21 protein-coding genes are annotated in these 24,661 nt (G+C 59.1%); 10 read left to right on the forward strand and 11 right to left on the reverse strand.

Annotated features, from left to right (window positions below):
* The first annotated feature begins 72 nt into the window (after positions 1–72).
* Complete coding sequence (locus tag HB393_RS02520) at positions 73–459, forward strand: DUF3592 domain-containing protein (protein ID WP_213803551.1); 387 nt, start codon at positions 73–75, stop codon at positions 457–459.
* On the opposite strand, the gene HB393_RS02525 is transcribed toward HB393_RS02520, so the two are convergent.
* Positions 456–1,490, reverse strand: a complete 1,035-nt coding sequence (locus tag HB393_RS02525) for a M20/M25/M40 family metallo-hydrolase (RefSeq protein WP_213803552.1) — start codon at positions 1,488–1,490, stop codon at positions 456–458. The genes HB393_RS02520 and HB393_RS02525 overlap by 4 nt on opposite strands.
* An 81-nt stretch (positions 1,491–1,571) precedes the next feature.
* Here HB393_RS02525 and HB393_RS02530 point away from each other — a divergent pair, with 81 nt between their 5' ends.
* On the forward strand, positions 1,572–2,264 hold the full coding sequence (locus HB393_RS02530; RefSeq protein WP_213803553.1) for an alpha/beta fold hydrolase: 693 nt from the start codon (positions 1,572–1,574) through the stop codon (positions 2,262–2,264).
* Here the strand turns inward: HB393_RS02530 and HB393_RS02535 are convergent.
* Positions 2,261–3,187 carry an alpha/beta fold hydrolase gene (locus HB393_RS02535; RefSeq protein WP_345944986.1) on the reverse strand — a complete coding sequence of 309 codons (927 nt, stop codon included), beginning with the start codon at positions 3,185–3,187 and terminating at the stop codon, positions 2,261–2,263. The two genes, HB393_RS02530 and HB393_RS02535, sit on opposite strands and share 4 nt — an antisense overlap.
* A 329-nt stretch (positions 3,188–3,516) precedes the next feature.
* On the opposite strand from HB393_RS02535, the gene HB393_RS02540 reads away from it, so the two are divergent.
* Both HB393_RS02540 and HB393_RS02545 read left to right on the forward strand, forming a co-directional pair.
* Entirely contained in the window at positions 3,517–6,525 is a 3,009-nt protein-coding gene (locus HB393_RS02540; RefSeq protein WP_213803555.1) for an ATP-binding protein, read from the forward strand.
* Entirely contained in the window at positions 6,518–7,963 is a 1,446-nt protein-coding gene (locus HB393_RS02545; protein WP_213803556.1) for a sigma-54 dependent transcriptional regulator, read from the forward strand. The genes HB393_RS02540 and HB393_RS02545 overlap by 8 nt, the downstream gene beginning before the upstream one ends.
* An 8-nt stretch (positions 7,964–7,971) precedes the next feature.
* Here HB393_RS02545 and HB393_RS02550 read toward each other — a convergent pair whose 3' ends face one another.
* The 8 genes from HB393_RS02550 to recN all read right to left on the reverse strand — a co-directional run bounded on the left by HB393_RS02550 (position 7,972) and on the right by recN (position 17,636).
* Positions 7,972–9,024, reverse strand: a complete 1,053-nt coding sequence (locus tag HB393_RS02550) for a zinc-dependent dehydrogenase (RefSeq protein WP_213803667.1) — start codon at positions 9,022–9,024, stop codon at positions 7,972–7,974.
* A 36-nt stretch (positions 9,025–9,060) separates the two neighbouring features.
* Positions 9,061–9,777: a nucleoside phosphorylase gene (locus tag HB393_RS02555; protein WP_213803557.1), complete on the reverse strand. Its 717-nt coding sequence runs from the start codon at positions 9,775–9,777 to the stop codon at positions 9,061–9,063.
* A complete protein-coding gene (gene hpnA / locus HB393_RS02560) occupies positions 9,774–10,769 on the reverse strand; it encodes a hopanoid-associated sugar epimerase (RefSeq protein ID WP_213803558.1) in 996 nt (331 codons plus the stop codon). The genes HB393_RS02555 and hpnA overlap by 4 nt, the downstream gene beginning before the upstream one ends.
* Positions 10,770–10,856: 87 nt before the next feature.
* Positions 10,857–11,303, reverse strand: a complete 447-nt coding sequence (locus HB393_RS02565; RefSeq protein WP_213803559.1) for a hypothetical protein — start codon at positions 11,301–11,303, stop codon at positions 10,857–10,859.
* A gap of 2 nt (positions 11,304–11,305) precedes the next feature.
* Positions 11,306–12,442, reverse strand: a complete 1,137-nt coding sequence (gene hpnH, locus HB393_RS02570; RefSeq protein ID WP_213803560.1) for an adenosyl-hopene transferase HpnH — start codon at positions 12,440–12,442, stop codon at positions 11,306–11,308.
* Positions 12,443–12,502: 60 nt separating this feature from the next.
* On the reverse strand, positions 12,503–14,527 hold the full coding sequence (shc, locus tag HB393_RS02575) for a squalene--hopene cyclase (RefSeq protein ID WP_213803561.1): 2,025 nt from the start codon (positions 14,525–14,527) through the stop codon (positions 12,503–12,505).
* 33 nt (positions 14,528–14,560) lie between these two features.
* Positions 14,561–15,568 carry a 4-hydroxy-3-methylbut-2-enyl diphosphate reductase gene (locus HB393_RS02580; RefSeq protein ID WP_213803562.1) on the reverse strand — a complete coding sequence of 336 codons (1,008 nt, stop codon included), beginning with the start codon at positions 15,566–15,568 and terminating at the stop codon, positions 14,561–14,563.
* A 373-nt stretch (positions 15,569–15,941) separates the two neighbouring features.
* Entirely contained in the window at positions 15,942–17,636 is a 1,695-nt protein-coding gene (gene recN, locus HB393_RS02585; RefSeq protein ID WP_213803668.1) for a DNA repair protein RecN, read from the reverse strand.
* Between the two features lie 178 nt (positions 17,637–17,814).
* Here recN and HB393_RS02590 point away from each other — a divergent pair, with 178 nt between their 5' ends.
* From HB393_RS02590 to HB393_RS02615, 6 genes are all read left to right on the forward strand, one after another.
* The gene (locus HB393_RS02590) at positions 17,815–18,588 is read left to right on the forward strand and encodes a MotA/TolQ/ExbB proton channel family protein (protein WP_213803563.1); all 774 of its coding nucleotides are present in this window, start codon (positions 17,815–17,817) and stop codon (positions 18,586–18,588) included.
* Positions 18,589–18,591: 3 nt separating this feature from the next.
* Positions 18,592–19,017 carry a biopolymer transporter ExbD gene (locus HB393_RS02595; RefSeq protein ID WP_213803564.1) on the forward strand — a complete coding sequence of 142 codons (426 nt, stop codon included), beginning with the start codon at positions 18,592–18,594 and terminating at the stop codon, positions 19,015–19,017.
* Between the two features lie 96 nt (positions 19,018–19,113).
* Positions 19,114–19,836, forward strand: coding sequence for a TonB family protein (locus tag HB393_RS02600; protein WP_345944987.1), 723 nt, complete (start codon positions 19,114–19,116; stop codon positions 19,834–19,836).
* A 30-nt stretch (positions 19,837–19,866) separates the two neighbouring features.
* Positions 19,867–21,228: a Tol-Pal system beta propeller repeat protein TolB gene (tolB, locus tag HB393_RS02605; protein WP_213803565.1), complete on the forward strand. Its 1,362-nt coding sequence runs from the start codon at positions 19,867–19,869 to the stop codon at positions 21,226–21,228.
* Positions 21,229–21,329: 101 nt separating this feature from the next.
* Positions 21,330–22,103 carry an OmpA family protein gene (locus tag HB393_RS02610; RefSeq protein WP_213803566.1) on the forward strand — a complete coding sequence of 258 codons (774 nt, stop codon included), beginning with the start codon at positions 21,330–21,332 and terminating at the stop codon, positions 22,101–22,103.
* A 91-nt stretch (positions 22,104–22,194) separates the two neighbouring features.
* Positions 22,195–23,247, forward strand: coding sequence for a tetratricopeptide repeat protein (locus HB393_RS02615; RefSeq protein WP_213803567.1), 1,053 nt, complete (start codon positions 22,195–22,197; stop codon positions 23,245–23,247).
* Positions 23,248–23,589: 342 nt separating this feature from the next.
* On the opposite strand, the gene HB393_RS02620 is transcribed toward HB393_RS02615, so the two are convergent.
* Positions 23,590–24,630 carry a dihydrodipicolinate synthase family protein gene (locus HB393_RS02620; RefSeq protein ID WP_213803568.1) on the reverse strand — a complete coding sequence of 347 codons (1,041 nt, stop codon included), beginning with the start codon at positions 24,628–24,630 and terminating at the stop codon, positions 23,590–23,592.
* Positions 24,631–24,661 lie beyond the last annotated feature (31 nt).

The raw sequence follows: 24,661 nt of genomic DNA on the forward strand, positions 1-24,661 counted from the left end.
AGTCTAGTTTAGACCGATGTGAAGAGAGGAAAACTTGGCTGCTATTGCGCCGCAGAGTTAGAATTTCGGCAAATGAGTGGAATCTTCCTCATCGACTCCCTTCGTGTCTGGATTCGCACGAAAGCCCAGAAAAAGAGGCTGCGTCTGGCGCAATCCTGGCCTATAGCAACGGGCGAAGTGCTCAGTTGGAAACTGGTTCCGGCGGCGGAAGAGGTAACCTCACTCGCTACCCCGGAGCAGATTGAAACGAGTTTCTACTTCACCCTCAACGGCGAGTACTTTGGCGGGCACTTCCGCAGCGTCGCATTGAGCCGGAGCGAGATAGCCGCAATCCGGCCCGGCACCCCACCAGTGAACATCCGGTACGACCCGAAAAATCCTGACTCCACCGCTGTTCTCGAGCAGGATAACCAAGGAAATCTACCCTTCCATGTTCTTTCAGGCTCGCAGGGAGCCTAAGAACGGCTGAGATCCTCGGCCAGCTGAACATAGAGCTCCACCGCCTCTAACAACTCCTTCTTCGCGATCTTTTCGTCCGGCGTATGAGCGACATGGATGGAGCCAGGACCCAGCAGAAAAGGTTCTCCCCAGGCTGTAAGCGACGGAATATCGGTGGTGAACTTGGCAATCATAGTAGGAAGGTCCCCGACCTTCCGCATGCGAACGAAGGGCAGGTCGAGCGAGAACTCGACGTCGGCTCGGTCGCCCACAGTTTCGAGAATCGCCTGGCGGATATCGTCCGACGGCGCAACCAGCCGAACCAGCAAGTGGGCCTCGGCCTTATCGGCAATGACATTGGGAGCGCGTCCACCACTTATCAGGCCAATATTGAGCGTCGAGGGACCAATCTCCGGCTCGACCGGAAGAGGCATGGCCAGAACATCGTTCAGCGCAGCCACCAGCTTGTCGATGGCCGACTCCCCCAACTCTGGGTAGGCCGAGTGAGCCATACGCCCCTTCGCCCGGATCTCAACACGCAGCGCCCCCTTTGAAGCCAGCGCGAGTCGATTGTCGGTCGGTTCGCCGTTGATCAAAAAACGCGAACCTCGCGGATTATCATTGGCGACTTTCGCCCCCGCCGAATCGCGCTCCTCGCCCACGACAAAAAGGAGGCCAACCTTCACACCCGACTCGCGCAAACGGTCGGCTGCCGCCACCTGTGCCGCGATAATGCCCTTCGCATCACAGGTCCCGCGTCCATAAAGAAACTCATCGTCCTCCGTGCACCCGAAGAACGGCGGTACGGTATCCATGTGCGTGGAGAGCACCACATCAGGAGTCACCCCAGGCAGAGCGGCATAGAGATTGAACCGCTCATCCTGCCCACACCCCGGAGTTGTGTGGGCGGGTTGTTCCACCGCCATCCGTTCGACTGCATAACGCTGCGCGGTAAGGTACTCGTGAAGAAAGGCCCCGGCCAACCCCTCATGGTAGGTAGTGGACTCGATGTTGACGAGCTGACGCGTAAGTTCAATGGGATCGATCGCCATGTTGACAGAATACGGCAGAGTCGATGAAGGAGGGCGACCGATGGAGCAGATTGCCCGAATCGGACCGATACACTGGATGCTATGACCGATGCGACATCGACCTTCTCGCGCATAAGCTCCATCGACGATCTCTACGGCCCCGCTGGCCGCCTGGAAGCAGTCTTGAATAGCGGTAGCCCGAACGCTACTTACGCCGCAATCATCTGCCATCCCCACCCCAAGGGCGGCGGCACCATGCACAACAAGGTGGTCTACCACGCCATGAAGGCATTCTCTTCGTTAGGTCTGCCGGTAGTTCGATTCAACTTTCGCGGCGTCGGTCTGAGCGAGGGCGAGCACGACGAAGGACACGGCGAACAGGAGGACGTCCGCGCTGTCCTTAATTGGATAGAGCAGCATCTCAACCTCCCCATCCTCTTTGCTGGCTTCTCCTTCGGATCTAGCGTCGGTTTGCGAGCCTGTTGCGGAGATCCACGAGTCAAAGGTCTGGTCGGCCTGGGGGTTCCGGTCCGAGCAGAAGGCCGTGACTACAGCTACGGATTCCTGCCCCAATGCGCCGGCCCAAAGCTCTTCATCAGCGGCGACCACGACCAGTACGGTCCACGCGAACTGGTCGAAGAGGTTCTACAGAAAGCCGCTGAGCCCAAAGAGATCCACTGGGTAGCGGGAGCCGATCACTTCTTTCAGGGAACAGCAGATTCACCCACCCCAAAACTCGACCAGATGCAGGAGATCCTGCGCAGGTGGTTGGGCAGTCACTTCGGTCTAAACTAAACAGCCCTCTCAAGCTGACGCAAAGGCTCGCTGGGATAGTGCATCGCAAAGGACGGCGCGGTCTCCGCTGTATCTTCGGAAGAGAGCCACAGCCGAATCGCTTCATTGCAGACATCAGGCATCTCTTCGAAGGCAATATGGCCAACCCCGGGAAGCACCTGAAGCTGAGACCGCGACAAAAGCTTCTGCAGCTCACGAGCAGAAGTAAGGCTCACAGCACGATCCCGATCCCCCCAGATCAGCAGGACAGGCTTGTGAGCAAGCTTGGGCAAACCTGAAGAACGCAGCAACGCCATATCGTCATACCAGCGCCGAACGATCTGAAGCACATGCTCCACGCTGCCCGGTATGGACAGTCCGTGAGTGTAGCCCTCGAGCGCCTCCGCCGTAGCGCGAGCTGGATCCCCATACATCCGGCTGTGCATCGTTGCCTTCACAAAAGTCGGCAGCACAGGAATCAGGCTGGCCAGCCACTGGCCCGGACGCGTGCTGTAAATCGAAATAAGCTGACGGCCCAGATCGCAGAACGGATTAGCCGGAGCGAAGAGGATCAGCTTGCCCACCCGCTTCGGATGGCGTGCTGCCAGCATCATTGCAATCGCGCCACCGTGGGAGTGCGCAGCGACATCGACCTCGTCGAGGCCGACGGCTTCCATCCACCGAACCAGAAAATCCGCTGTGGCTTCTAAACCAGCATCCAGACCGTGCACCCGGTCGGACTCTCCCATATTCACCAGATCGATCGCGTAAACGGAGGCATGCTTGGAAAGGCTCGCAATGTTCTGGCGCCAGTTTCTGGCAGACCCCACCAAACCATGGATGAGCACCAGAGGACGGCCAGATCCCGCCCGCTGATAATGGACGCCGACTCCGTCAACCTGTACGAAGCGATCCTCAAAACGTCCTTTTGCTTCAACCTTCACAGAATTCCCCACATTGAAACGACTCATTCCAGAACACTTGACTAAGCGAATCTGAATGCCCGGGTCGTTTCTCTCATCAATTCGATTGTTACAACAATGTTAATTGATGCGGCCCGAGGACACAAGGAGGGAATAAAGTGACCAACAAATAAGATTAAGTCTCCGATCAAGATTAGAAACTTCAATAATTTGCTCGATATCCTTATTAATGAATGCGATATGATTTTCAGTAAGCTTTAAAGCTCTTGCTGCACCGTTAACTGTTCATTGCACTGCATATGTCATTTGGTATCCCATGTGCATGCGGGTCTAGATACTGCTGAGTGTTTATGAAGAACGCCTTCCAAACACGAATCCTTGCCGTAGCTTTGGCAGTGGCGACGCTGGCAATATGCCTGTTCGCGACGCTGAACTTTCGTCAGGAAAGCAGATTCGATACCCCCACCGATGGAGCCTGGCTGGTAGAGGTCCCAGGAGGACTTCGCTTCGAGCGCGTTCCAACAGACTCTCCCGCCCAGCGAGCTGGCGTCCGCCCCGGCGACATCCTTCAAGCTATTAACGACCGGCCAACACCGCGTCTAGCTCCCTACGTCCGCGAAGCCTTCCACAGCGGCATCTGGGGACACGCGACATATTCGATCCTGCGGCCTGACGCCCGTACGCCCGACCCCAACGACGGCACCAAACTCGATATCAAGGTCATCCTGGAGCCGAAGGATCGTTCCTTCAATCAGAGCATGCGGTTCATCGCTCTCGTCTATCTCTGCATCGGCATCTACGTTCTCTTCCGGCGCTGGACCGCTCCGAAATCCACCCATTTCTACGTCTTCTGCCTGGTCTCGTTCGTCCTGTACGCGTTCAAGTTCACAGGTCAGCTCGACACCTTGGACTGGATCATCAACTGGGGCAACATCGCCGCGGGAGCCCTCCAACCCGCCCTGTTCTTGCACTTCGCAGTAAGCTTCTCCTCCAACGCCGGAGTAGAGCAACGTCACTCCGGACGAAAGCGCCTGCTCAGCGCCCTGCTATATCTGCCCGGTCTATTCCTCATCGGACTGCAATACACCGCGATCAGAGAATGGTCCGCGACGGAACTCCTGCTCCACCGTTTGGATCAGATCGGCCTTGGCTACCTGGCGCTCTACTACGTCATCGCGGCGATAGTCTTCCGCTTCCGCTATCGTCACGCCGATTCAGCCTTGGAGCGTCAGCAACTCAAGTGGCTGACACGAGGAACGCTGCTCGCCGTCCTCCCCTTCACGGCCTTCTATGTAATTCCGTATCTTGCGGACCGCGAAGTCCCGAGCCTATTGATGAAGGTCGCAGGGCTCTCGCTGGTCTTCCTCCCCCTCACCTTCAGTTGGGCGATCGTACGTTACCGCTTGATGGACGTCGACCTCATCTTCAAGCGCGGCGTCACCTACACCCTGGCCACCGCCGCCTTGGTAGGACTCTACTTCGGCACCGTCGCACTGGTCGGCGAGACCGTCCACACCCGGCTTCCAGGTCTGCGCTTCTACGGACTGCTGGCCGGAATCGTCATCACCGGAATCATCTTCGAGCCTCTAAGGCGCGCCATTCAGGCCCGCGTCGATCGCCTCTTCGAGCAAAAACGCTTCGACTACCGAGAAACGTTGGTCGACTTCGGCCGCGGCCTCAACGCTCAAACCGACCTTCGCGCCCTGGTCGATTCAATCGTCGAGCGGCTGCCGCAAACTCTGCTGGTGACACGAGTCGCCGTATTTCTCGCCCATGAGAACGAACCCACCGACGGCGTACGTCACTTCGAACTAGCTGCCTCCCACGGCCTCACCGACCTCCAGGCCGCGGAGCTACGCGCACTCGATACGCGATTCCTGGACTTCGATCGTCCCGGCTCGAACAACCATCTCTTCCTCGAGAACCCGCAGCAGGTACTGCGCCTGCCCGAGACGCAGCGCCGCAGCGCGGGCCGCCTGGACCTCAACTACTATCTGCCCTGCCGCGTAGCAAACCGCGAGGGCGCAGGAACCCGAACCGTAGCTGTAATCGGTCTGGGCCGCACCGACGACGGAGACTTCCTCTCCAGCGAAGATATGGAGCTCCTGGAGTCCCTCGCCGGATACATCGGAATCGCCATCCAGAACGCCCAGCTCTATCGCCGCCTGGAGCAGAAGATTACAGAGTTCGAACGGCTCAAGGAGTTCCACGAAAACATCGTTGAATCCATCCACATCGGCATCTTCGCGGTCGACCTCGAAGACCGCATCGAGAGCTGGAACACCGAGATGGAAGTGATGTACGCGAAGCCCCGTGGAGAGGTCCTCCGCCAGCCTCTTAGCGCGGTCTTCCCCGCCGACTTCGTCTCCCGCTTCAACAGCGTGCGCGACGAACACGGCACGCATACGCTCTATAAGTTCCGGTTGCAGCTTCCAACCGGCGACGTGCGTATCGCGAACATCGCCATCGCTCCCCTGGTAACGCGAAACTTCGTCGCCGTGGGTCGCATCATCCTGGTCGACGACATCACCGATCGCATGCAGCTCGAGGCGCAGTTGACGCAGGCGGAGAAGCTCTCCTCCATCGGACTCCTCGCCGCCGGCGTAGCCCACGAAGTAAACACGCCACTCGCCGTCATCTCCAGCTATACCCAGATGCTCTCCAAGCACATGCGCGACGATGCGCGGCTCGCTCCGGTCCTCGAGAAGATCACGCAGCAAACCTTCCGTGCCTCCGAGATCGTCAACGGCCTGCTGAACTTCTCGCGCACCAGTGGGGCCGAGTTCACCAGCATCGATCTTAACCATCTGCTCGGCGATAGCCTCACGTTGCTGGAACACCAGATGAAGACCGCCCAGATCCGTGTCGAAACCGACTTCGATCCGGCGTTGAGAAAAATCCACGGAAACCAGGGGAAGCTGCAGCAGGTCGTGCTGAACCTCCTGTTGAACGCCAAGGATGCAATGTTCGGCATCGAGAATCCAACCTTGAAGATCACAACCTGCGAGATCGCGGGGCGTGTGATCGTCAAGGTGACGGACTCCGGCAAAGGTATCGAGCGTGGCCACCTGCACCGCATCTACGACCCCTTCTTCACCACCAAGACCAAGCCTCAAGAGGGCGAGCACAAAGGCACCGGTCTGGGCCTCGCCGTAAGCTACGGCATCATGCAGGAGCATGCAGGGAAGATTCACGTCGAAAGTGAGCCCGGCGTAGGCACCACCTTCCAACTGGAGTTCCCCGCATCCGGCGTGCGTCCTGTAGTTCAGCCGGAACAGCGCTCCGTCCCCTTGAACGGGACAGCGCCCGCGGTCCAAAACGAGTCGGAAGAAGTTGGGAGAAACACGATACATGTCTGAAGCAACTGAGATAGCCGTAGTGCCCGAGCAGTTGGAACGCGCCCCACGGGCTGGCGGCAGTCCTCGTATCCTCATCATCGACGACGAAGCCGCAATCCGCGAATCGCTCGATACACTGCTAACCCTCGAAGGATTCACCATTGCGATGGCCGGCGATGGCCCGGCCGGACTCGAACTGCTCTCGCGCAACGAGTACGATCTTTTGTTGCTCGATCTGGCACTTCCCGGCGAGAGTGGTATCGATCTTCTCCCCCGCATCACCGCGATGCAGCCTAATCTTCCGGTCATCATGATCACCGCCTACGGCACCATGGGCAACGTCGTCGACGCCATTCGCGCTGGCGCGGAGAATTTCGTCCAGAAGCCCTGGGATAACGAGAAGCTGCTCGCCGACATCCGCACCGCCATCGCCCGGCACCGTGCGGAAGAAGAGGTCGTTCAGCTCAAGCGCACCCTGAAACAGCGCTACAACTTTGAAAACATCGTCGGCAAGAGCGAGCCAATGCTCCGCCTCTTCGACGTCGTCGCGCAGATTGCCCCCAGCCGCTCCACCGTACTGCTTCAGGGCGAGAGTGGCACCGGCAAGGAACTCATCGCCAAGGCAATCCACGCCAACTCCCCACGTCGCGACCGGCCATTCGTCCCGGTTAACACCGGAGCCGTCCCCTCGGAGCTTCTGGAGTCAACACTCTTCGGACACGTCAAGGGAGCCTTTACCTCCGCCATCAGTGCCAAGAAAGGCCTCTTCGAGGTCGCCAACGGAGGCACGCTCTTTCTCGACGAGATCGGCACCATGGGAATGGACATGCAGGCCAAGATTCTGCGCGTTCTCCAGGATCGCCGCTTCATGCATCTCGGCGGAACCAGCGAGATTCAAGTCGATGTGCGCATCGTCGCTGCCACCAACGTAAACCTGCAGGCGGCCGTACGCGAAGGCCGCTTCCGCGAAGACCTCTTCTATCGGCTAAACGTCATCTGCCTCGAACTACCACCGCTGCGCTCTCGACGCGAGGATATCCCGCTCTTAGCAGCGCACTTCCTGAAGTTCTACGCCGATGAGAACGGCACCGAAAACAGATCGCTCTCCCCCGAGGCGCTGCGTGTCCTGATGGACTACGAATGGCCCGGCAACGTACGCGAACTGGAGAACGCAATGGAGCGCGGCGTGGTGCTCTCAACCACCCGCACCATCACACCCGATCTGCTCCCATCGCAACTGACCGGAAGCACCTACTCCTCCAGCCTCCTCGATCACAAGCCGGACGCCTCCCTATTCGACCTGATGGAAGAGATCGAACGGCGCATCATCTCCGATCGCCTGGAGCGCTGCCACTGGAACCAGACCGAAGCCGCCGAATACTTCAAGATCCCGCTCTCCACCCTCAACCAGAAGATCAAGCGGCTGAACGTCGAAGTGAAGAAGCGCAACCGCGATTAGCTAACTTCTCAGATACCCGGCTGAATCACAATCTTCAATGAGTCCGGCTGTGGATGCGAAGCCAGATCAATCGCCGCGACGGCATCCTCCAATGAGAATCGGTGCGAGATAAGACGGGTCAGATCGAAGTCAGTCCCATAGCCTTCAAAGACCATGCGTGTGACGTCATCCTGAATCGCCACTGACGCACTATAAGACCCCATCAACGTCTTCTCGTCCATGCAGACCGCCGCCGGATCGAACGGCGCCTCGCCATGCTGCGTACTTGCAAAGAGCATCACCCTGCCACCCGGACGGATCGCATCCATCGCCATCTGGATAAGCGCATTCCCTCCGACCGCCACTAGCGCCACATCCGCCCCTCGCCCCTCCGTCGCAGCCTTCACGGCGGCGACCACATCGCCCTTTGCATCAAGCGGGTGGTCGAGACCAAACTTCGCAGCGACAGCATGCCGCTCCACATAAAGATCGCTGGTAAAAACCGTAGCTCCCGTCCGCCGCGCAAGTGCCGCCAGCAGGATTCCGATAGACCCCTGCCCAACGACGAGCACAGTCTCATCCGCTTGCAGATCGAGCAACCGAATCGCCTTATAACAAGTATTCACTGGCTCGAGAAAGGCAGCCTGCTCAAACGGGATGCCGTCGGGAATCTTCACCAAACCACGGCGAACGATCCAGTCCATCACGCGAATGTACTCAGCAAAGCCGCCACCCGAAGCCGCAAAACCAGCAGTACAGCCGACCTTCTTGTAGACCTCGCATTGAGCAAAGGTCTGCTTGCGGCAGTAGTAACACTCGCCGCACGGAATATGGTGATACGCCATCACCCGATCCCCAACACCAAAGCCGGCAACCCCAGTGCCCACCTTCGCAATGGTGCCGGACATCTCATGCCCAAAGACCCGCGGCGCATCGTGCGATCCGCTATGAATCTTTTTCAGATCCGTCCCACAGATACCGCATGTATGAATCTTGACCAGCACCTCACCCGGCCCAATCTCCGGCACCGGAATCGTCTCGACACGTACATCGTTCACCCCGCGGTACACCGCGGCGCGCATGGTAGATGGAACCTCTGCGATATCTTTCGTCACTTGCTAAACAACTCCTGTCCGGTTGGTTCGATCAACATTCTTCTCTTCCAGAAACTTATGGACACTCACCGCAAGCGCCTCTGCCGCCTTCGCGCTCGTACTTCCCAGCCGCATCAACGCGCCCCAATATCCAGGACGCACAGCAACATACCCCAGAAACGGCAGAAGTCGAAGCTGACCTCGCGCATCGATAAACCGGTTGAGATCCGGAAGCCTGGCATCCCGCCCATCCGAGACCGCCTTAAAGCAGCAGATGGGAATGCCCCGTATCTGCGCCAGCCTCGCCACCGCCGCCGCCTCCATGTCCACCAGAGACGCGCCGTAGGTCTTCGACAGCCGAAGCTTCTCAGCCTCATCCGCAACTCGCGGACTCGTTACCAACCGCAGCTTCCGGTCTCCATCGGTAAGCGAAAACCGCTCCCCTGTAAGCGAGTCGATCACCTCCGAGGCGATATAGCACTGACCAGCCTTCATCCCATCATTCAAAGCACCCACCCACCCCACCGAAAGCACCAGGTCAAGCGTCCCGATATGCTCCGCTGCGGCAAAGCTGCGCAAGGCAGCCTGCGTCCCCATCCCCCCACACACTGCAATGTATTCATCCTCGCCCGCAGTCTTCACCCAAAGAGAAATACCCGGCGTAGGCGAAGCGATGCGCTCCCACCCGCGAACCAGCGGCTTCAACTCTCCAGGCAGCGCTGCCAGAATCGCAATCCTCATCGGGCAGGCGCGTATCCATGCGCGATAAACCAATCGATAGCCGAGCGCAGCGCGTTATAGACCGGCAGTACCTTGAATCCAAGCTCCCGTTCAGCCTTGGCGGAGGAAGCAAACATCATCTTCCTTCCCATGCGAACCGCCTCAAGCGTAGCCCGAGGCTCCTTGCCGCGCAGCTTGCCAGTAAAGTTCTCATCGAAAAAGGCGAAGATCATCGCAACCGAATGCGGCACCTTCAAGTTCGGCGAGGGCAACCCCGTAATCGCCGACATACGGTCGAGGATCTGCTTTAGCGTCAGGTTCTCCCCACCAAGAATGTACCGCTCCCCCGACGTCCCACGCTCAAGCGCAACGCGATGCATCCGCGCCACCTCTCCCACGTCCACCAGGTTCAAACCCGTATCGACATACGCAGGAAAGTTCTTATTCAGGAAGTCCACCACGATCCTTCCAGTAGGAGTCGGCTTAGCATCTCCCGAACCGATCGGCGTCGTCGGATTCAGGATGATGACACGCTGCCCCGAGCGGGCAGCCTGTATCGCCTCCTGCTCCCCAAGAAACTTCGACCGCTTGTAGTGCCCGATCATGTCGTCCAGTGAGACCGGCGTCCTCTCATCGACAATCGTGCCATCCGTCTTGAAGCCCATGGTGGCGACGCTCGAGGTATAGACGACACGCTGCACCCCAACCTCTCGCGCCAGCTTTAGAAGCTCCCGAGTGCCATCCACATTCGCGGCGTACATCTCTTGCGGATCGCGAACCCACAGCCGGTAGTCGGCCGCCACATGCACCAGTGCATCACAGCCGGTCAGTGCACTGCGCAATCCTTCGGTCCGACGCAGATCCCCCACCACCGTCTCCGCATCGATGCCGGCAAGCGCATCCAGGCGGCTGTTAGAACGCGTCAACAGCCGAAGCTGTGCGCCCGAACCGGCATAACATCGCGCCACATGGCTGCCGACGAAGCCCGTTGCTCCTGTAATGAATACGCGCAATTCGTGTTCTTTCCTCCGCGCAGGAGTGTACGGAAGTATTTGTGGCTTAGTCCACTCGCGACCGGACCCGCGACGCTGAGGAGGTGCTTAGTCCAGCTTCTCCGGCTCAATCTGAATGTTTTGCTCACCTGCAGCCTTCTTGGCCCAGTACTTGGCAACCCACGCCTCGAAGGTCTTACCCGCGGCCGTGTCGCGGCCCGAAAAGGTAAGCGCCGCAATATCTGCATAGGACACATTTACCTTGGTCTTCTCTGTGGTGGGGATGATGCGAACGAACGAATCCGCAAGCGAATACCCGGAACGCCGGTCGAAGAGATAACCCTCCACCTTCGTGCCATCCTTGCGCGTGATGGTGATATCGCCGCGATAGTCGAAGGCCTTCTCCAGCGCCTCGCGAACCTCCGCATCCGTCGCCAGCTCCGGCACCCAGCCTTCCAATTGTTCGCGTTCGCGGCCCGCTGCTACCTCGATATCATCGGGGTTCAGATGAGAAAGCTGTTCGAGTTTTGCCGACTCTTGCATATCGGTTGCCATGATCAGTCTCCTGAGACTTCCTGTAGATGGTCCGCGGTGTGCGTTACGGGGGCCGCAATCTGAACCAACGGTCCATGGCTCGCTGGCTTCCATTCGTTCAGAATCCGCTGCGCACCTTCATCCTCATAGCCGCTAAAGAAGATCGCTTTCGCAGTCTGCAGCAAGCCCTTGATCGATCCGAAGGTATAGTTGACACCGCTGGCCTCATAACCCGAGTGAACCATGCAGTTCGCGCAGCGTGGATTGCCGGACTCGGTGCCATAGTTCTGCCACTCCACAGTCTCCATCAACTCCTTGAAAGAGTCAGCGTAACCATCCTGCAGTAGATAGCAAGGCTTCTGCCAGCCGAAGATGCTGAAGGTCGGCATACCCCAAGGCGTGCAAGTCAGATCCTTCTTACCCATCAGGAATTCCATGAAGATAGGCGAGGCATTGAACCTCCAAGTCTTCTTACGGTTCGACAAAATAGCCCGAAACATCTTCTTCGAACGCGCACGCCCCAGAAAGTGCTTCTGGTCCGGAGCCTTGTCGTACGTGTAGCCGGGCGAGACCATCATGCTCTCGACCCCAGCGACCATCAGCTCGTCGAAGTGAGCGCGAACGCTATTCGGGTCCGCACCATCGAACAACGTGGTGTTCGTCGTAACGCGGAAGCCAGCCTTCACTGCGGCGTGCACACCCTCCATCGCGATATCGTATCCACCTTCGCGGCAGACCGAGAAGTCATGATGCTCCCGCTGCCCATCAACGTGGACCGAAAACGAAAGATACTTGCTCGGCTTGAAGAGATGCAGCTTCTCCTTCAGCAGCAGCGCGTTGGTGCACATATAGACGTACTTCTTACGCGCCACCAGGCCAGCAACAATCTCCGGCATCTGCGGATGCAGCAACGGCTCTCCGCCAGGAATGGCGACCATCGGGGTCCCGCACTCTTCAACCGCCTTGAAGCAATCCTCCGGCGAAAGCTCCGCCTTCAGAATATGGGCCGGGTACTGGATCTTGCCGCAGCCCGCGCACGCCAGGTTACAGCGGAACAACGGCTCCAGCATCAGCACCAACGGATACTTCTTGCGGCCAAGAAACTTCTGCTTCAAAACGTAACTTGCAACGGTCCAGGCTTGCGAGACGGGTACGGCCATCCTGAGCTCTCCTTCAAATCAAATTCAAATCGTCGCCATTCTCTGCTTGGCGAGCGTTCGTTACCGTGCGGCTGCTTCCTTCTCTACCGCACGCTTATAAGTTGTTAGCGCAAGCAGAGGAAAGTACTGCTTGTACAAGTGATATCCAAGATAAAAGACGCGGGGAAAACCAGTTCCGGTGTAATAGCTCTCACCGTTTCTTCCTGGGACCAGTTCATCCCAGCTTCCATCTTCGTGCTGGCGATCGATCAGCCAGCGAACTCCCTTGGCGACAGAGTCGGAGCGCATATCTCCGCCCGCAAGCAGTCCCAGCAGCGCCCACGCGGTCTGCGATGGTGTACTCGCCCCAATTCCCTTGGCCAGCGGATCGTCATAGGTGCCGCACGCCTCTCCCCATCCGCCATCGGGGTTCTGCATCATGCGAATCCATTCGGTCGCCTGCAAAATGCAAGGCTCATGGCTCCACATCCCGATAGCCTCAAGGCCACGCAGCACCAAAAAAGTGCCATATAGATAGTTGACGCCCCAGCGGCCAAACCAGCTCCCATCCGGAGCTTGCTCTTTAAGGACGAACTGGATCGCCTTCTCCACGCGCTTGTCCTCGCGCGTAAATCCGTACTGCGCCAGCATCTCCAGTATCCGGCCGGTAATATCGACCGTCGGCGGATCGAGCATCGCATTGTGATCGGCAAACGGAATGTACTGGAAGATTGTCTTCGTATTGTCCTTGTCGAAGGCCGCCCAGCCGCCATTCTTGCACTGCATCGCCCAGATCCAATTCAGTGCACGCTGGCAGACCTCATGCTGGTAGCGCTCGCGTGGGTTGTCCACACACTTCAGTGCGAGCAACACCTCACCCGTGTCGTCGACATCGGGATAAAACTCATTATTAAACTCGAAGTACCAGCCACCAGGCTCGACATTCTTGACCTTCTCAGCCCAATCGCCCTTGTGTCGAACCTCTTTCGAGAGCAGCCAATCCGCAGCCCGCAGCAGGCGCGGATCGTTGCGGCCAAGTCCCGCCTCGCCCAGCGCGGAGAGAACCTGCGCCGTATCCCAAACCGGCGGAAAGCAAGGCTGCATCCTGAAGGTCGGCGTCGGATAGCTGGGCTCGCCATCGGGGCAATCGATCCCGAGCTTCTCGAACTCGTCCATGGCGCGGATGAACTGTGGGTCATCCTCCGAGTAGCCAAGGCAACGCATCGCGACAATCGAGTTCATCATGGCGGGATAGATCGCGCCCAACCCATCCGTCTTTTCGAACCGTGCCAGCATCCACCTTTCGGCCGCCTTCAAAGCAACCTTGCGCAGTGGACGAATATGGACGCGCTCGAACATGTGAACCACGCGATCCCAGAAGAGGAAGAAGTTACGCCAACTGATCCACTTCTTATCCCAGCGAAGATGCAGATCGGAGTTCGCCCGTCCACCAACGAACAACTCTTCGATTCCCTGCTCAGGCGCTATCTTCTTGAACGGCTTCTTCGCATAAATAATCGACAGCGGAACCAGAATGCCGCGCGACCACGAAGAGATCTCGTAGATGTTGAAGTAGAACCAATTCGGAAAGAGAACGATCTCAGGCGGAATCGCCGGAACGGCATCGTAGTCGTACTGGCCCAGCGAGCAGAGATAGATCTTGGTGAAAGTATTGCACTCCACCACGCCGCCATGCGCCAGAACCCAATTCCGCGCCTTCACCAAAACCGGATGCTCGGCAGACCAGCCCATCAGCTTCAGAGCCAGATAGCTCTTCACGCCATAGTTGATATCGGAAGGACCGCCAGGATACTGGCTCCATCCACCATCTTCATTCTGGTGCCGGAGAATCTCATTGATGGCCCGCTTCATCTTGCCCGGATCACCCGTCCCCAGCAAAACATGCATGAAGATGTAGTCGGCCTCGAGCATCACATCGGCTTCGAGCTCTCCACACCAGTAACCATCTGCATGCTGCTGACCGAGCAACCAGTCCTTCGCGCGGTTAATGCCGCTGACGACATGCTCCAGAGCAAGGTCCATTCGGCCATAGCGCGGCTGTGCCGGCTTCGCGACCGTCTGCGGATTTCCTGGAAGTGTACTCATGTGCGACTAAGTCTCTGACTCTTTCTCGTACGATTAGCGAGCAGGGGCCGACGCGATAGCCTGAACGATCTCCGGAGGTAACCCAAAACGGACATTCTCCGGCATCACCTCAACCTCATCGACATCGCCGTATCCCATGGTTTGGAGATACTCGACCACATCCTTGACCAGAACCTCCGGCGCCGAAGCGCCAGCGGTAACAGCCACGGTGTTGACTCCATCCAGCCACTCCGGCTGAATAGCGTCTGCGCTATCGATCAGATAGGAATTCGTATCCAGATTCTTCGAAACCTCAACCAGACGATTCGAATTGGAGCTATTCTTCGAACCCACCACCAGGACCAGATCGGCCCCGTGGGCGACGTTCTTCACCGCTACCTGGCGGTTCTCGGTCGCATAGCAGATATCCTGCGCATGCGGACCAACAATATTGGGAAACTTGGCTTTCAAAGCCTCGATCATGTAACGCGCTTCATCGAGGGAGAGCGTGGTCTGGGTCAGATAAGCGACCTTGTTCGGATCAGGAACAACCAGCGCCGCAACCTCTTCCAACGTCGAAACGACCTGGGTTACATCGGGAGCCTCGCCCTGCGTACCTTCCACCTCTTCATGGTCCCGGTGTCCGACCAGTACCAGCGAATATCCCTGCTTGGCGAACTTTATGGCTTCGACGTGAACCTTCGTAACCAAGGGACAAGTGGCGTCAACCACCTTCAAGCCACGTTCCTTGGCGCGCTGCCGGACGGCGGGAGAGACGCCGTGCGCGGAGTAGATCACGCGTGCACCCTCCGGAACCTCGTCCAGTTCATTGACGAAGATTGCGCCTTTTTTAGCCAGGTCGGTAACGACGTAGCTGTTATGCACGATCTCTTTGCGAACGTAGATCGGCGCGCCAAATGTCTCCAGCGCAATCTGCACGATATCAATAGCACGAACAACACCCGCACAAAATCCGCGTGGCTTAAGCAACAGCACCCGCTTGGTAGTTACGGTATTGTCGGTCTGATTAACTGCCGGATGGTCAAGGGCTGTTGTAGTCACTCCCTAAGTATACCGCGTTCATCGCATCAAAGGGGTGATTTTGAACCATTTGAGGTGCATCCGAATGGGACACCCAGGGCCGCGAAAGATATCTCGCGGCCCCACCGAGGGAACATACGCCAACAGCTAAACGTGTCCCTTGCAACCAGCGTGTTCACAACCGCACCCCAGGGTCGTAACACCTTTAGAATCTTTGCAAATCTCAGAGCAATACTTCTCTCCATCCGGCGGAGTGCAACTACAACCTTCATGCGCACATTTTTTGATCTCAGTAGCCATGAAATTCTCCTTTGGGCGCAATAGCACCTACCAAAGTCGGATGCGATAGGCCGGATCATGGATGTGTCGGCTATGGGACGATCGAGAGGCAAAACTACCGGCTGCTTTGCAGAAGATGCTGCGCGTGCTTAAGGCTCGTCTCCGTCAGCGTTGCCCCGCTCAACATCCGTGCAATCTCCTGGACCCGCTCCACATCGTCCATGCGCCTCACATCCGTCTGGGTACGGCCACGCTTCTCTGTCTTCTCGATAAGGAAGTGCTGATCCCCAAAGGCCGCGATCTGCGGCAGATGCGTGATGCACAGCACCTGCTGCCCCTTCGAGAGCATCTTCAGTTTGCGCCCCACCGCCTCCGCCGCCCGTCCTCCGATGCCAATATCGATCTCGTCGAAGACCAGCGTCCTCGGCAGCGGAACCTTCTTCTTCCGCCCTGAACTACTCCCCGCAGCCTCCTCCACCGTCACCTTCAGCGCCAGCATCACCCGCGACATCTCACCGCCCGAAGCAATCTCATGCAGCGGCTTCAACGGCTCACCCGCATTGGTCGCAATCAAGCATTCAATATCGTCCCAGCCATGCTGAGTCCAGCCCTCTGGAGAGCGTTCCGGCGTCACCTTCACCTTGAAGCACACACTCATCGCCAGATCGTTGATCTGAGCCTCCGCCAGCTTCTCCAGCCGTGCGGCAGCCTCCGTACGACCAGCGGTTAGAGCATTCGCCGCAGCAACATACGCCTCCGCCTCTTGCGCCTGTCGCGCCTTCAGCTCCACCAGCAGAGCATCGCGATTCTCCACCTCGGCCAACCGCCGCGCCGCCTCCGCCCCAAACGCGATCACCTCGGCCAGCGTCTGCCCATACTTCCGCTTCAGCCTATCCAGAGCCGCCAGCCGATCCTCAATCTCCTCCAGCCGCCCGGGAGCAGAATGCACACTCTCCGCAAACTCCCTCACCCCCGCGTCCACATCCTCGACAGCCGCCTTCGCCGCCGCGAGTTGCTGCGCAGGCTCCTTGAAGCGGTCGTCGTACCGCGCCAGCTCCTCCAGATTCTTCAGCGCCGACCCCAGCGTGCTCTCAGCCGAGTTCTCCGACTCATACAACAAATCATGCGCACTCATAGCCGCGGCATACAGCTTCTCCGCATTGGAGAGCACCCGCTTCTCCGCTTCGAGCTGCGTATCCTCATCCTCCGCGACCAACCCCGCCTGCTCGATCTCCCTACTCTGAAAGCGCCAAAGATCCGCCATCCTCAAGCGATCCTGCTCCGCAGACTCAAGCTCCTCGAGCCTCTCCGAAGTCTCACGCCAGGCCGCAAAAGCCGCCGCCACCCCCTCATGGCTCAGCCCACCAAAGCGATCCAGCAACAATCGCTGCTGCGCCTGATCGAACGATCCCAGGGTCTCTCCCTGCGAGTGAACCAGAGCCAGCTCCGGCGCAAGCTGCCGCAAAACCCCCACCGTAGCAGGCTGGTTATTGATAAACACGCGCCCCTTGCCGTTGGACCCTATTTCCCTGCGCAGCAGAATCTCATCCGATTCAACATCGATCCCATTGGCCTCCAACACCACGGCCGCCCCTGGAGTCATCTCAAAGACACAGCCCACCACGGCCTTATCCGCGCCATGCCGCACCACATCCGAAGACGCCTTCCCCCCCAGCAACAAGGCCAGCGCATCGATCAAAATCGACTTGCCCGCCCCGGTCTCGCCAGTTAACAGGTTCAGTCCCAGCCCGAAGCCGGCGATGGCGTGATCGATGACCGCATAATTTTCCGCGCGCAACTCCAGCAGCATGGCTTCCTCAGCAACGACGTATCGCGAGAATAGCAAACCTGGCAAGACAAAATCCCTCCAGCCCTGCATATCCCAGCGATCCCACAACCTGCACCACAAAAGATGCTCCCCAAAAGACTTTAAAGCCCCCTATCGAAAACATCGCCCATTTACACTAAGGTTGGCGGTCCCTAAAACTATGGTCTTGTATTCAGCTCTTGCTTTGCTCCTTCAGGAAGATCCTGCCTCTGCACCGCCGATCGCGTCTGACACCAGCGCCCTCGCAGAGATGATTCACAACAGCGGCCCGGTAGCCTTCACCGTACTGGTCGTGCTTCTCCTCGCCAGCATCTTCTCCTGGACCATCATGTTCTCCAAGTGGTCCAGCTTCCGGAAAGCTGCGATGCAGGGACAGCGCTTCATCCGCGCCTTCCGCAAATCGAGCCGACTCAGCGAGCTCGCCACCGTCGCGGACCAGTTCAAGCCCAGCCCCCTGGTCTCGGTCTTCAACGAGATCCACGACGAATACCAGCGCCAGACCGGTGGCCGCGGCCTGCCCCGCAATCCCGTCGCGCTCGAACGTGCCGCCCAAACCGCCTCCAGCGAAGCTCTCACCGCCATGGAGAGCCGCATGACCTGGCTCGCCACCATCGCCGCCATCGCGCCCTTCATCGGTCTCTTCGGCACCGTCATGGGCATCATCGACGCCTTCCACGGCCTGGGAACAGCCGGAGCCGCCACCCTGCGCGCCGTAGCTCCAGGCATCTCCGAAGCCCTCATCACCACCGCCGCCGGCCTCGTCGTAGCCATCCCTGCCGTCGTCGGCTACAACCAGCTCACCGCCCGCCTGCGCGAGTTCGGCGCCCGCATGGACGACTTCGGCCGCGAGCTCCTCAACGCCATCGAAAACGCAGCCATGCTCGCCCCGACAGCCCCTCCCGCTGCGGACGAGTCTCGTCGGAGGACCTTCTAACCCATGGCCTTCTCCTCCCGCAGTGGTGGACAGACCCGCACCCAGACCGCACTCGCCGAGATCAACATCACGCCCCTCGTCGACGTCGTGCTGGTGCTGCTGCTCATCTTCATGCTCACCGCGCCCGTCCTTCAGTCCGGCGTCGAAGTGGCGATCCCCAAGACCCGCTCCGTCAATCAACTGACCGAAGAGCGCATGGTCGTCACCATCGATAAAGACCAGAACATCTTCCTGCAGGACAAGCCGATCAACATCAATAATCTGGCCACCCGCCTGAAGAGTGTAGGCTCCGGGCCACCCGCCAAGCGGGTCATCTATCTTCGCGCTGACGAACAGGTTCCCTTCGGAGCCTTCGCCTCCGTCATGGACGCCGTCAAACAAGCGGGCATCACCAACATCAGCATCGTCACCCAACCGTTGAAGCAGTAGGAGGATGCCATAGCGACGCATCCCAATTTCAACCGCAACGACGACGTCCTCAGCGACAACCTGCGCGCCAACTTCGCGGGCTCGCTCTCGTTGCATGTGCTGGTCTTTGCCCTGATCTTCGGCGGTAGCTATCTCTTTCACGTCACCGGCCACAGTTGGGGAGACTCCAGCCCCACCGAGGGAGCCGTTCAGGCCACTATGGTCAACGCCCTGCCGCTTCCACCCAAGCAGCCCACCAACGCTGACAACGTCCTCACCTCGGAAAAACCCACCCCCGCGCCCACCGAGGCCAAGCCCAAGACCGTCGAAGTCCCCAAACCTGAAGCCATCCCCATTCCGGTCAAGCCCACCAAGCCCGTAAAGACGGCGGACAAGACCACCCCCGAACCGCCCAAGCACCCTGAGCCACCCAAACCGCCCACCAACAAAGCCACCACCGGCGAGACCTCCGGCGTCCGCATCGCCATGAGCAGCACCCAGACCAGCGCCGGAACCATCAGCGTTGGCATTCCCGATGCAGGCTTCGGCGTCCGCTATGCCTACTATGTGCAGCAGTTAAAAGGCAAAGTGGCCTCCCAGTGGTACACCTCCATGCTGGACAACCACGCCTCCGGACACCGCGTCTACATCACCTTTCAGGTCGAGCGCGACGGCTCCCCCTCCCACATCCAGATCGAGACGCCCAGCGGCGATGCTACCCTCGATCAGACCGCCCTTCGTGCCGTGCAACATATTGATACCTTTGGGCCGCTTCCCGACGGTTACAGCGGAAGCCACATCAACGTGCAGTATTACTTTGATCCCCCTGCCCACCCATGACACCACCAACGCATCTACCATAGGAACAGCATGTTCAGCTTAGCCCGTCTTTACACAACCTCTCGTAAGCTACAGGTTCTGTCGCTGCTCTTTGCCGTTGCCAACATCGGAGCCCGCGCGCAGGACAACGTCTTCACCGGCACCAACACCGGTGTCTCCACGATCCGCATCGCGGTCGCGGACTTCAAACCCTCCTCTGCCGACGCCCAGACCACTCCCCTCAAGCAGACCTTCGACACCACCCTCTACTCCGACCTCGCCAACGCTGGCATCTTCGACATCGTCTCCAAGAGCCTCGCGCCCCAGGTCACCCCCGGCGCTCCCAACGAGATGAACCTGCAGCAGTGGTCCAGCGATCCCGCCAACGCAGCCATGGTCGCCTTCGGCAGCCTCGGCGTGCAGAACGGTCGCCTCGTCGCCAACGGCTTCCTCTTCGACGCCAAGAACACCCAATACCCGCAGGTCCTCGCCAAGCAATACAGCGAAGAACCCAGCGAAGACTCGGCCCGCCTCATCGCCCACCGCTTCGCCGACGAGATCATCTTCCGCCTCGGTGGCGGCGTCGCAGGCATCGCCGAGACCAAAATCTACTACGTCAAAATCGGCGGCGGCAACAAGGAAATCTGGGAGATGGACTACGACGGCGCGAATCAGCACGCCATCACCCACCTCGGCACCGTCTCGCTCTCCCCCCGCGTCTCCCCCGACAACTCCCGCCTCGCCTTCTCCTCGCTCGGACGCGACGGCTTCCAGATCAAGACCTACTCCCTGCTGCTCGGCCGAATGGTGAACTTCCCCGCCGTCGGAGGCACCAACCTCTCCCCGGCATGGGCTCCCAACGGCAAGGAGATCGCCTACTCCTCCTCCCGCTCCGGCGACCCCGAGATCTGGATCGCCGACCTCAACGGCAACCTCGCCCGCCGCATCACCAGCTTCCGCGGCCCCGACGTCTCCCCGGTCTACAACCCCAAGACCGGCGCGCAGATCGCCTGGATTAGCGGCAGAACCGGCCTGCCACAGCTCTACGTCATGGATAGCGACGGCTCCGGCGTCACCCGCATGACCGACGGCGGCTACGCCACCTCGCCGTCATGGTCTCCAAACGGCCAGTTTCTCGCCTTCGCCTGGAACCGCAAGTACGGCCCCGGAGCCCCCGGCGGACAGGATATTTACGTCATGGAGGTCGCCACCAAAAAGTGGATTCAACTCACCCACGACGGCGGACGCTGCGACTTTCCCTCCTGGTCCCCCGACGGACGGCACATCACCTACGCCAACACCGCGGACGGACGAGCCGATCACATGAAGATCTGGACCATGCTGGCCGACGGAACCCAGAAGCGTGCCTTAACCGGTACTGGCGCAGACATGCCAAACTGGAGTTGGAAGTAAACCGCTACTCTTTGATTGAGAGATCGTCCTTGCCGCATTGCAAATCTATGAAACCTCGAATCGATTCCTTGGATCCCAACACAACCGCGCAGGAGAAAAACATGAGCCCGACCCGTACGACATCCAGCAAGGTCATTCTAATGACCGCCGTAGTGCTTACCCTCAGCTTTGTATCAGGCTGCCACAAGAAGAGCAGTGGCGTCGATCCGAACAGCCTCGGGCCTACGACTCCTACGGTTGCCCCGCCAACAGCTTCGATCACCGCTGATCCTCTGGCGATCGACCTTGGCCAGACCGTCGTCCTCAACTGGCGGACGCAGAACGCGACCTCCGTCACCATCGACGGAGTCGGCCAGGTAAACGCGAACGGCACCCAGACCGTCTCGCCCGCGAACTCCACCAACTTCCACCTCACCGCCAAAGGTGACGGCGGCACAGCAGAGGCCAACGTACGGGTCACGGTACGCGTCCCTGTCGCTCCCACGGTTCCCCCTCCCAGCGGCAATCTGCCGGGCGATATGGGCTCCGATGAAGAGTTCCACAAGAACGTCCAGGACGCCTTCTTCGACTACGACAGCTACGACCTTCGCCCCGACGCCCAGGCCGCGACCGCGCAGGCAGCCTCCTATCTTGCAGCGCACCCTGCCATTCGCGTCGTCATCGGCGGATACGCCGACGAGCGTGGCTCGGCAGAGTACAACCTGGCCCTCGGTGAAAACCGTGCCAATGCAGCCCGCACCGCTCTGATGGCTGCAGGCGTCGCTCCCAACCGCCTTCGCGTCATCAGCTACGGTAAGGAAAAGCAGTTCTGCACCGAACAGAACGAGACCTGCTGGCAGGAAAATCGCCGCGCCCAGTTCTCACTCGATCGCTAGTCCCAGCGCATCGAATACAAATATCCAGCCCTTGCGCTCCTCGGAACGCAAGGGCTGGGCAGCTTAGAAAGCTAGGCAGGTCACGTCGCCCATGTTGATAAAAAACAATCTCCCTCTCCCCTTCCGCAAGAACTCCACTCTCTTGCTGGGTGCCGTCCTCTTCTTCGCCTCCTGCGCGACTCCCACCTTCGCCGTCAACAAAGACATGGTCCAACTGCAGACCCAGATCCAGCAGTTGCAGGACGCCGTAGCCCGTCTGCAGCAGTCCAACGACGAGCGCATGGGCGTCATGAAGGATCTCGTCCAGCAGAGCGCCGACGCCGTCAATCGCATGTCCACCAATCTCGACACCCTGCAGAAACACATGCAGGTCCAGCAGGAAGCCCAGAACGGCAAGATCGATCAGGTCTCCGGCCAGATTCAGTCCCTTAACGATTCGCTCGACGAGCTGAAGACCCGTCTCGCCCGTCTCGAGAAGCTCACCCAGGACATCCAGAATCAGCAGCAGTCCATGAGCGCCAACATGCAAAACCAGCCCGGCGGAAGCAGCGTCTCCCCCGGAAGTGCTCCCCCCATGGACTCCGGTCAGCCCGCGCCATCTACGACTCCTCCTGCCCCTGTCGTCAGAAAGGGCGGTAAGCCTTCGGCTGGAGTTCCCATGTCCGTCGCCCCCTCCATCGCACCTCTCCCCACCGCCTCCCTGCCTCCGACGCCAGCCACGTCGGATCCCTCCGCACCGCCTGCAGATGAGCTCTACAAGACCGCCCTGGGCGACTACATGTCCGCAAAGTACGGCTTAGCGGCCTCGGAGTTCGGTGACGTCACCAAGTACTATCCCGAGAATCCCCTCTCCGGAAATGCCTTCTACTACCAGGCCGAGATCGAGTACCGTGCCGGCCAGTACCCCGCCGCCGTAAAGAACTACGACAAGGTCCTGGAACAGTACCCCGACAACAACAAGGTCCCCGTCTCGCACCTGCACAAGGGCCAGGCCCTGATCGCCCTCAAGCAGAACGACGCTGGAGTACGCGAACTCCGCGCCCTCATCCAGCGCTTCCCCAACTCCCCCGAAGCCATGTCAGCCCGCAGCAAGCTCAACGGCATGGGAATCGCCCCCACTCCACGCCGCACAGGGGCCCAATAAGCTTTTCGCCAGCACTCCATAACTCCACATACATCAAGAGTTACAAATTCATCTTCAAAATCCGCAGCAAATCACGCTGTCAAGCCCTAAATCTACTTAAGCCTTTCAAAATGAACCAGATCCAAATGGCACTTTAGTTATACCTCCCCCACTAAAATAGAAGTAGAAGTTAAAACTGGCTCAACGCCAGACACTTTCGCTGCCCAGTGCAGCAGAGCTCCACGAGCTGTTTGCCAATTTGACCGATAGGCGACGACCAGCGAAACCGGAGCCACACAGGCGAAGGTCCCAAGCTAACCCCCATCAAAGGAGTATTTTGCCCAAAAACAGGGGGGAGGGGGTCTAGTTCCGAATAGCCCGCAGAAGCAGCTCTATCTCCGCCCGCTCCTCGCCGCTAACCGGCAACAACGGCAACCTGGGACGCCCACCGAAGTACCCATTCAGATCGCACCCATACCGAATCCCTGCCGACCCCAGCTCACCCTCAATCCTGGCCGCCGCAGGCTGCACCCGGAACTGCTTCTCCTCCGCCAGAGGCATATCGCCATCCTTCCAAGCCGCCAGCACCTCATAGCAACCCTGCGGAGCAGAAGCACTAAAAGGCGGCATAACCCCCACCGCCCCAGCCTTCAGCCCCTCCAGCATCCTCACCGTACCTCCCGTAAGAATCTGGAAACCAACCGTCTTAGTCCGCGTCCGGAGCGAAGCCTTAGGCGGAGCGACAGCCAAAGCCGTGGCCCCATCGGTCAAAGTATCCGCGGAGATAAACGTTCCCCCAATGGCATCGCGCAGCGCAAGCATCCTGTTCGTGACAGCCGCAAAGACAGTGGTCACAGTGACATCCCGCTTCACCGACGCTGTTGCAGACTTGATCTGACCGACTCTGCCAACGTCGCCATCAACCAGCCCGAGAATATTCGGATGCGCTGCCAGCTCAATCACAGCCTCAGTAGCCAGCGTGCCAGCAACACTGCTGACCAACACCAACGGCAAAGGAGACTGATCCGCGACCGACTGGAAGTAAGCCAGCACCTCCTTCACCCGAGGACCTCTACGCAGGATCGTCGGCACACCGACCAACGCGGCATCGTAGCCCAGACTCGCGGCGTAAACGGCCAACTCCACCGTCCCAGCCACGCTGTCCCGGGAGATTCCTGCCAGCATCACCTTCGTCGCCGCAGCCGCCTCCATCGCGGACCGCAACGCCTCGCGAGTCTCCTCCTCCGTAAGCAGAGTCGGATCGCCATATTCGCTCAGCACGGCCAGACCCGTAACCGGCGTCTTCGAGTAGCGATCGACGTTATGCTCCATCTTGCGAAGATTGAGGCGTCCGTCCAGATAGAACGGTGTAGTCAGGGGTAGAAAGAGTCCTTCGAGCAGCATGCTTCTATTCTATGAGGTCACAGCCGTTGTC

Origin of the sequence: Granulicella sp. dw_53 (genome assembly GCF_018449545.1) — a bacterium.
Taxonomy (GTDB): domain Bacteria; phylum Acidobacteriota; class Terriglobia; order Terriglobales; family Acidobacteriaceae; genus Edaphobacter.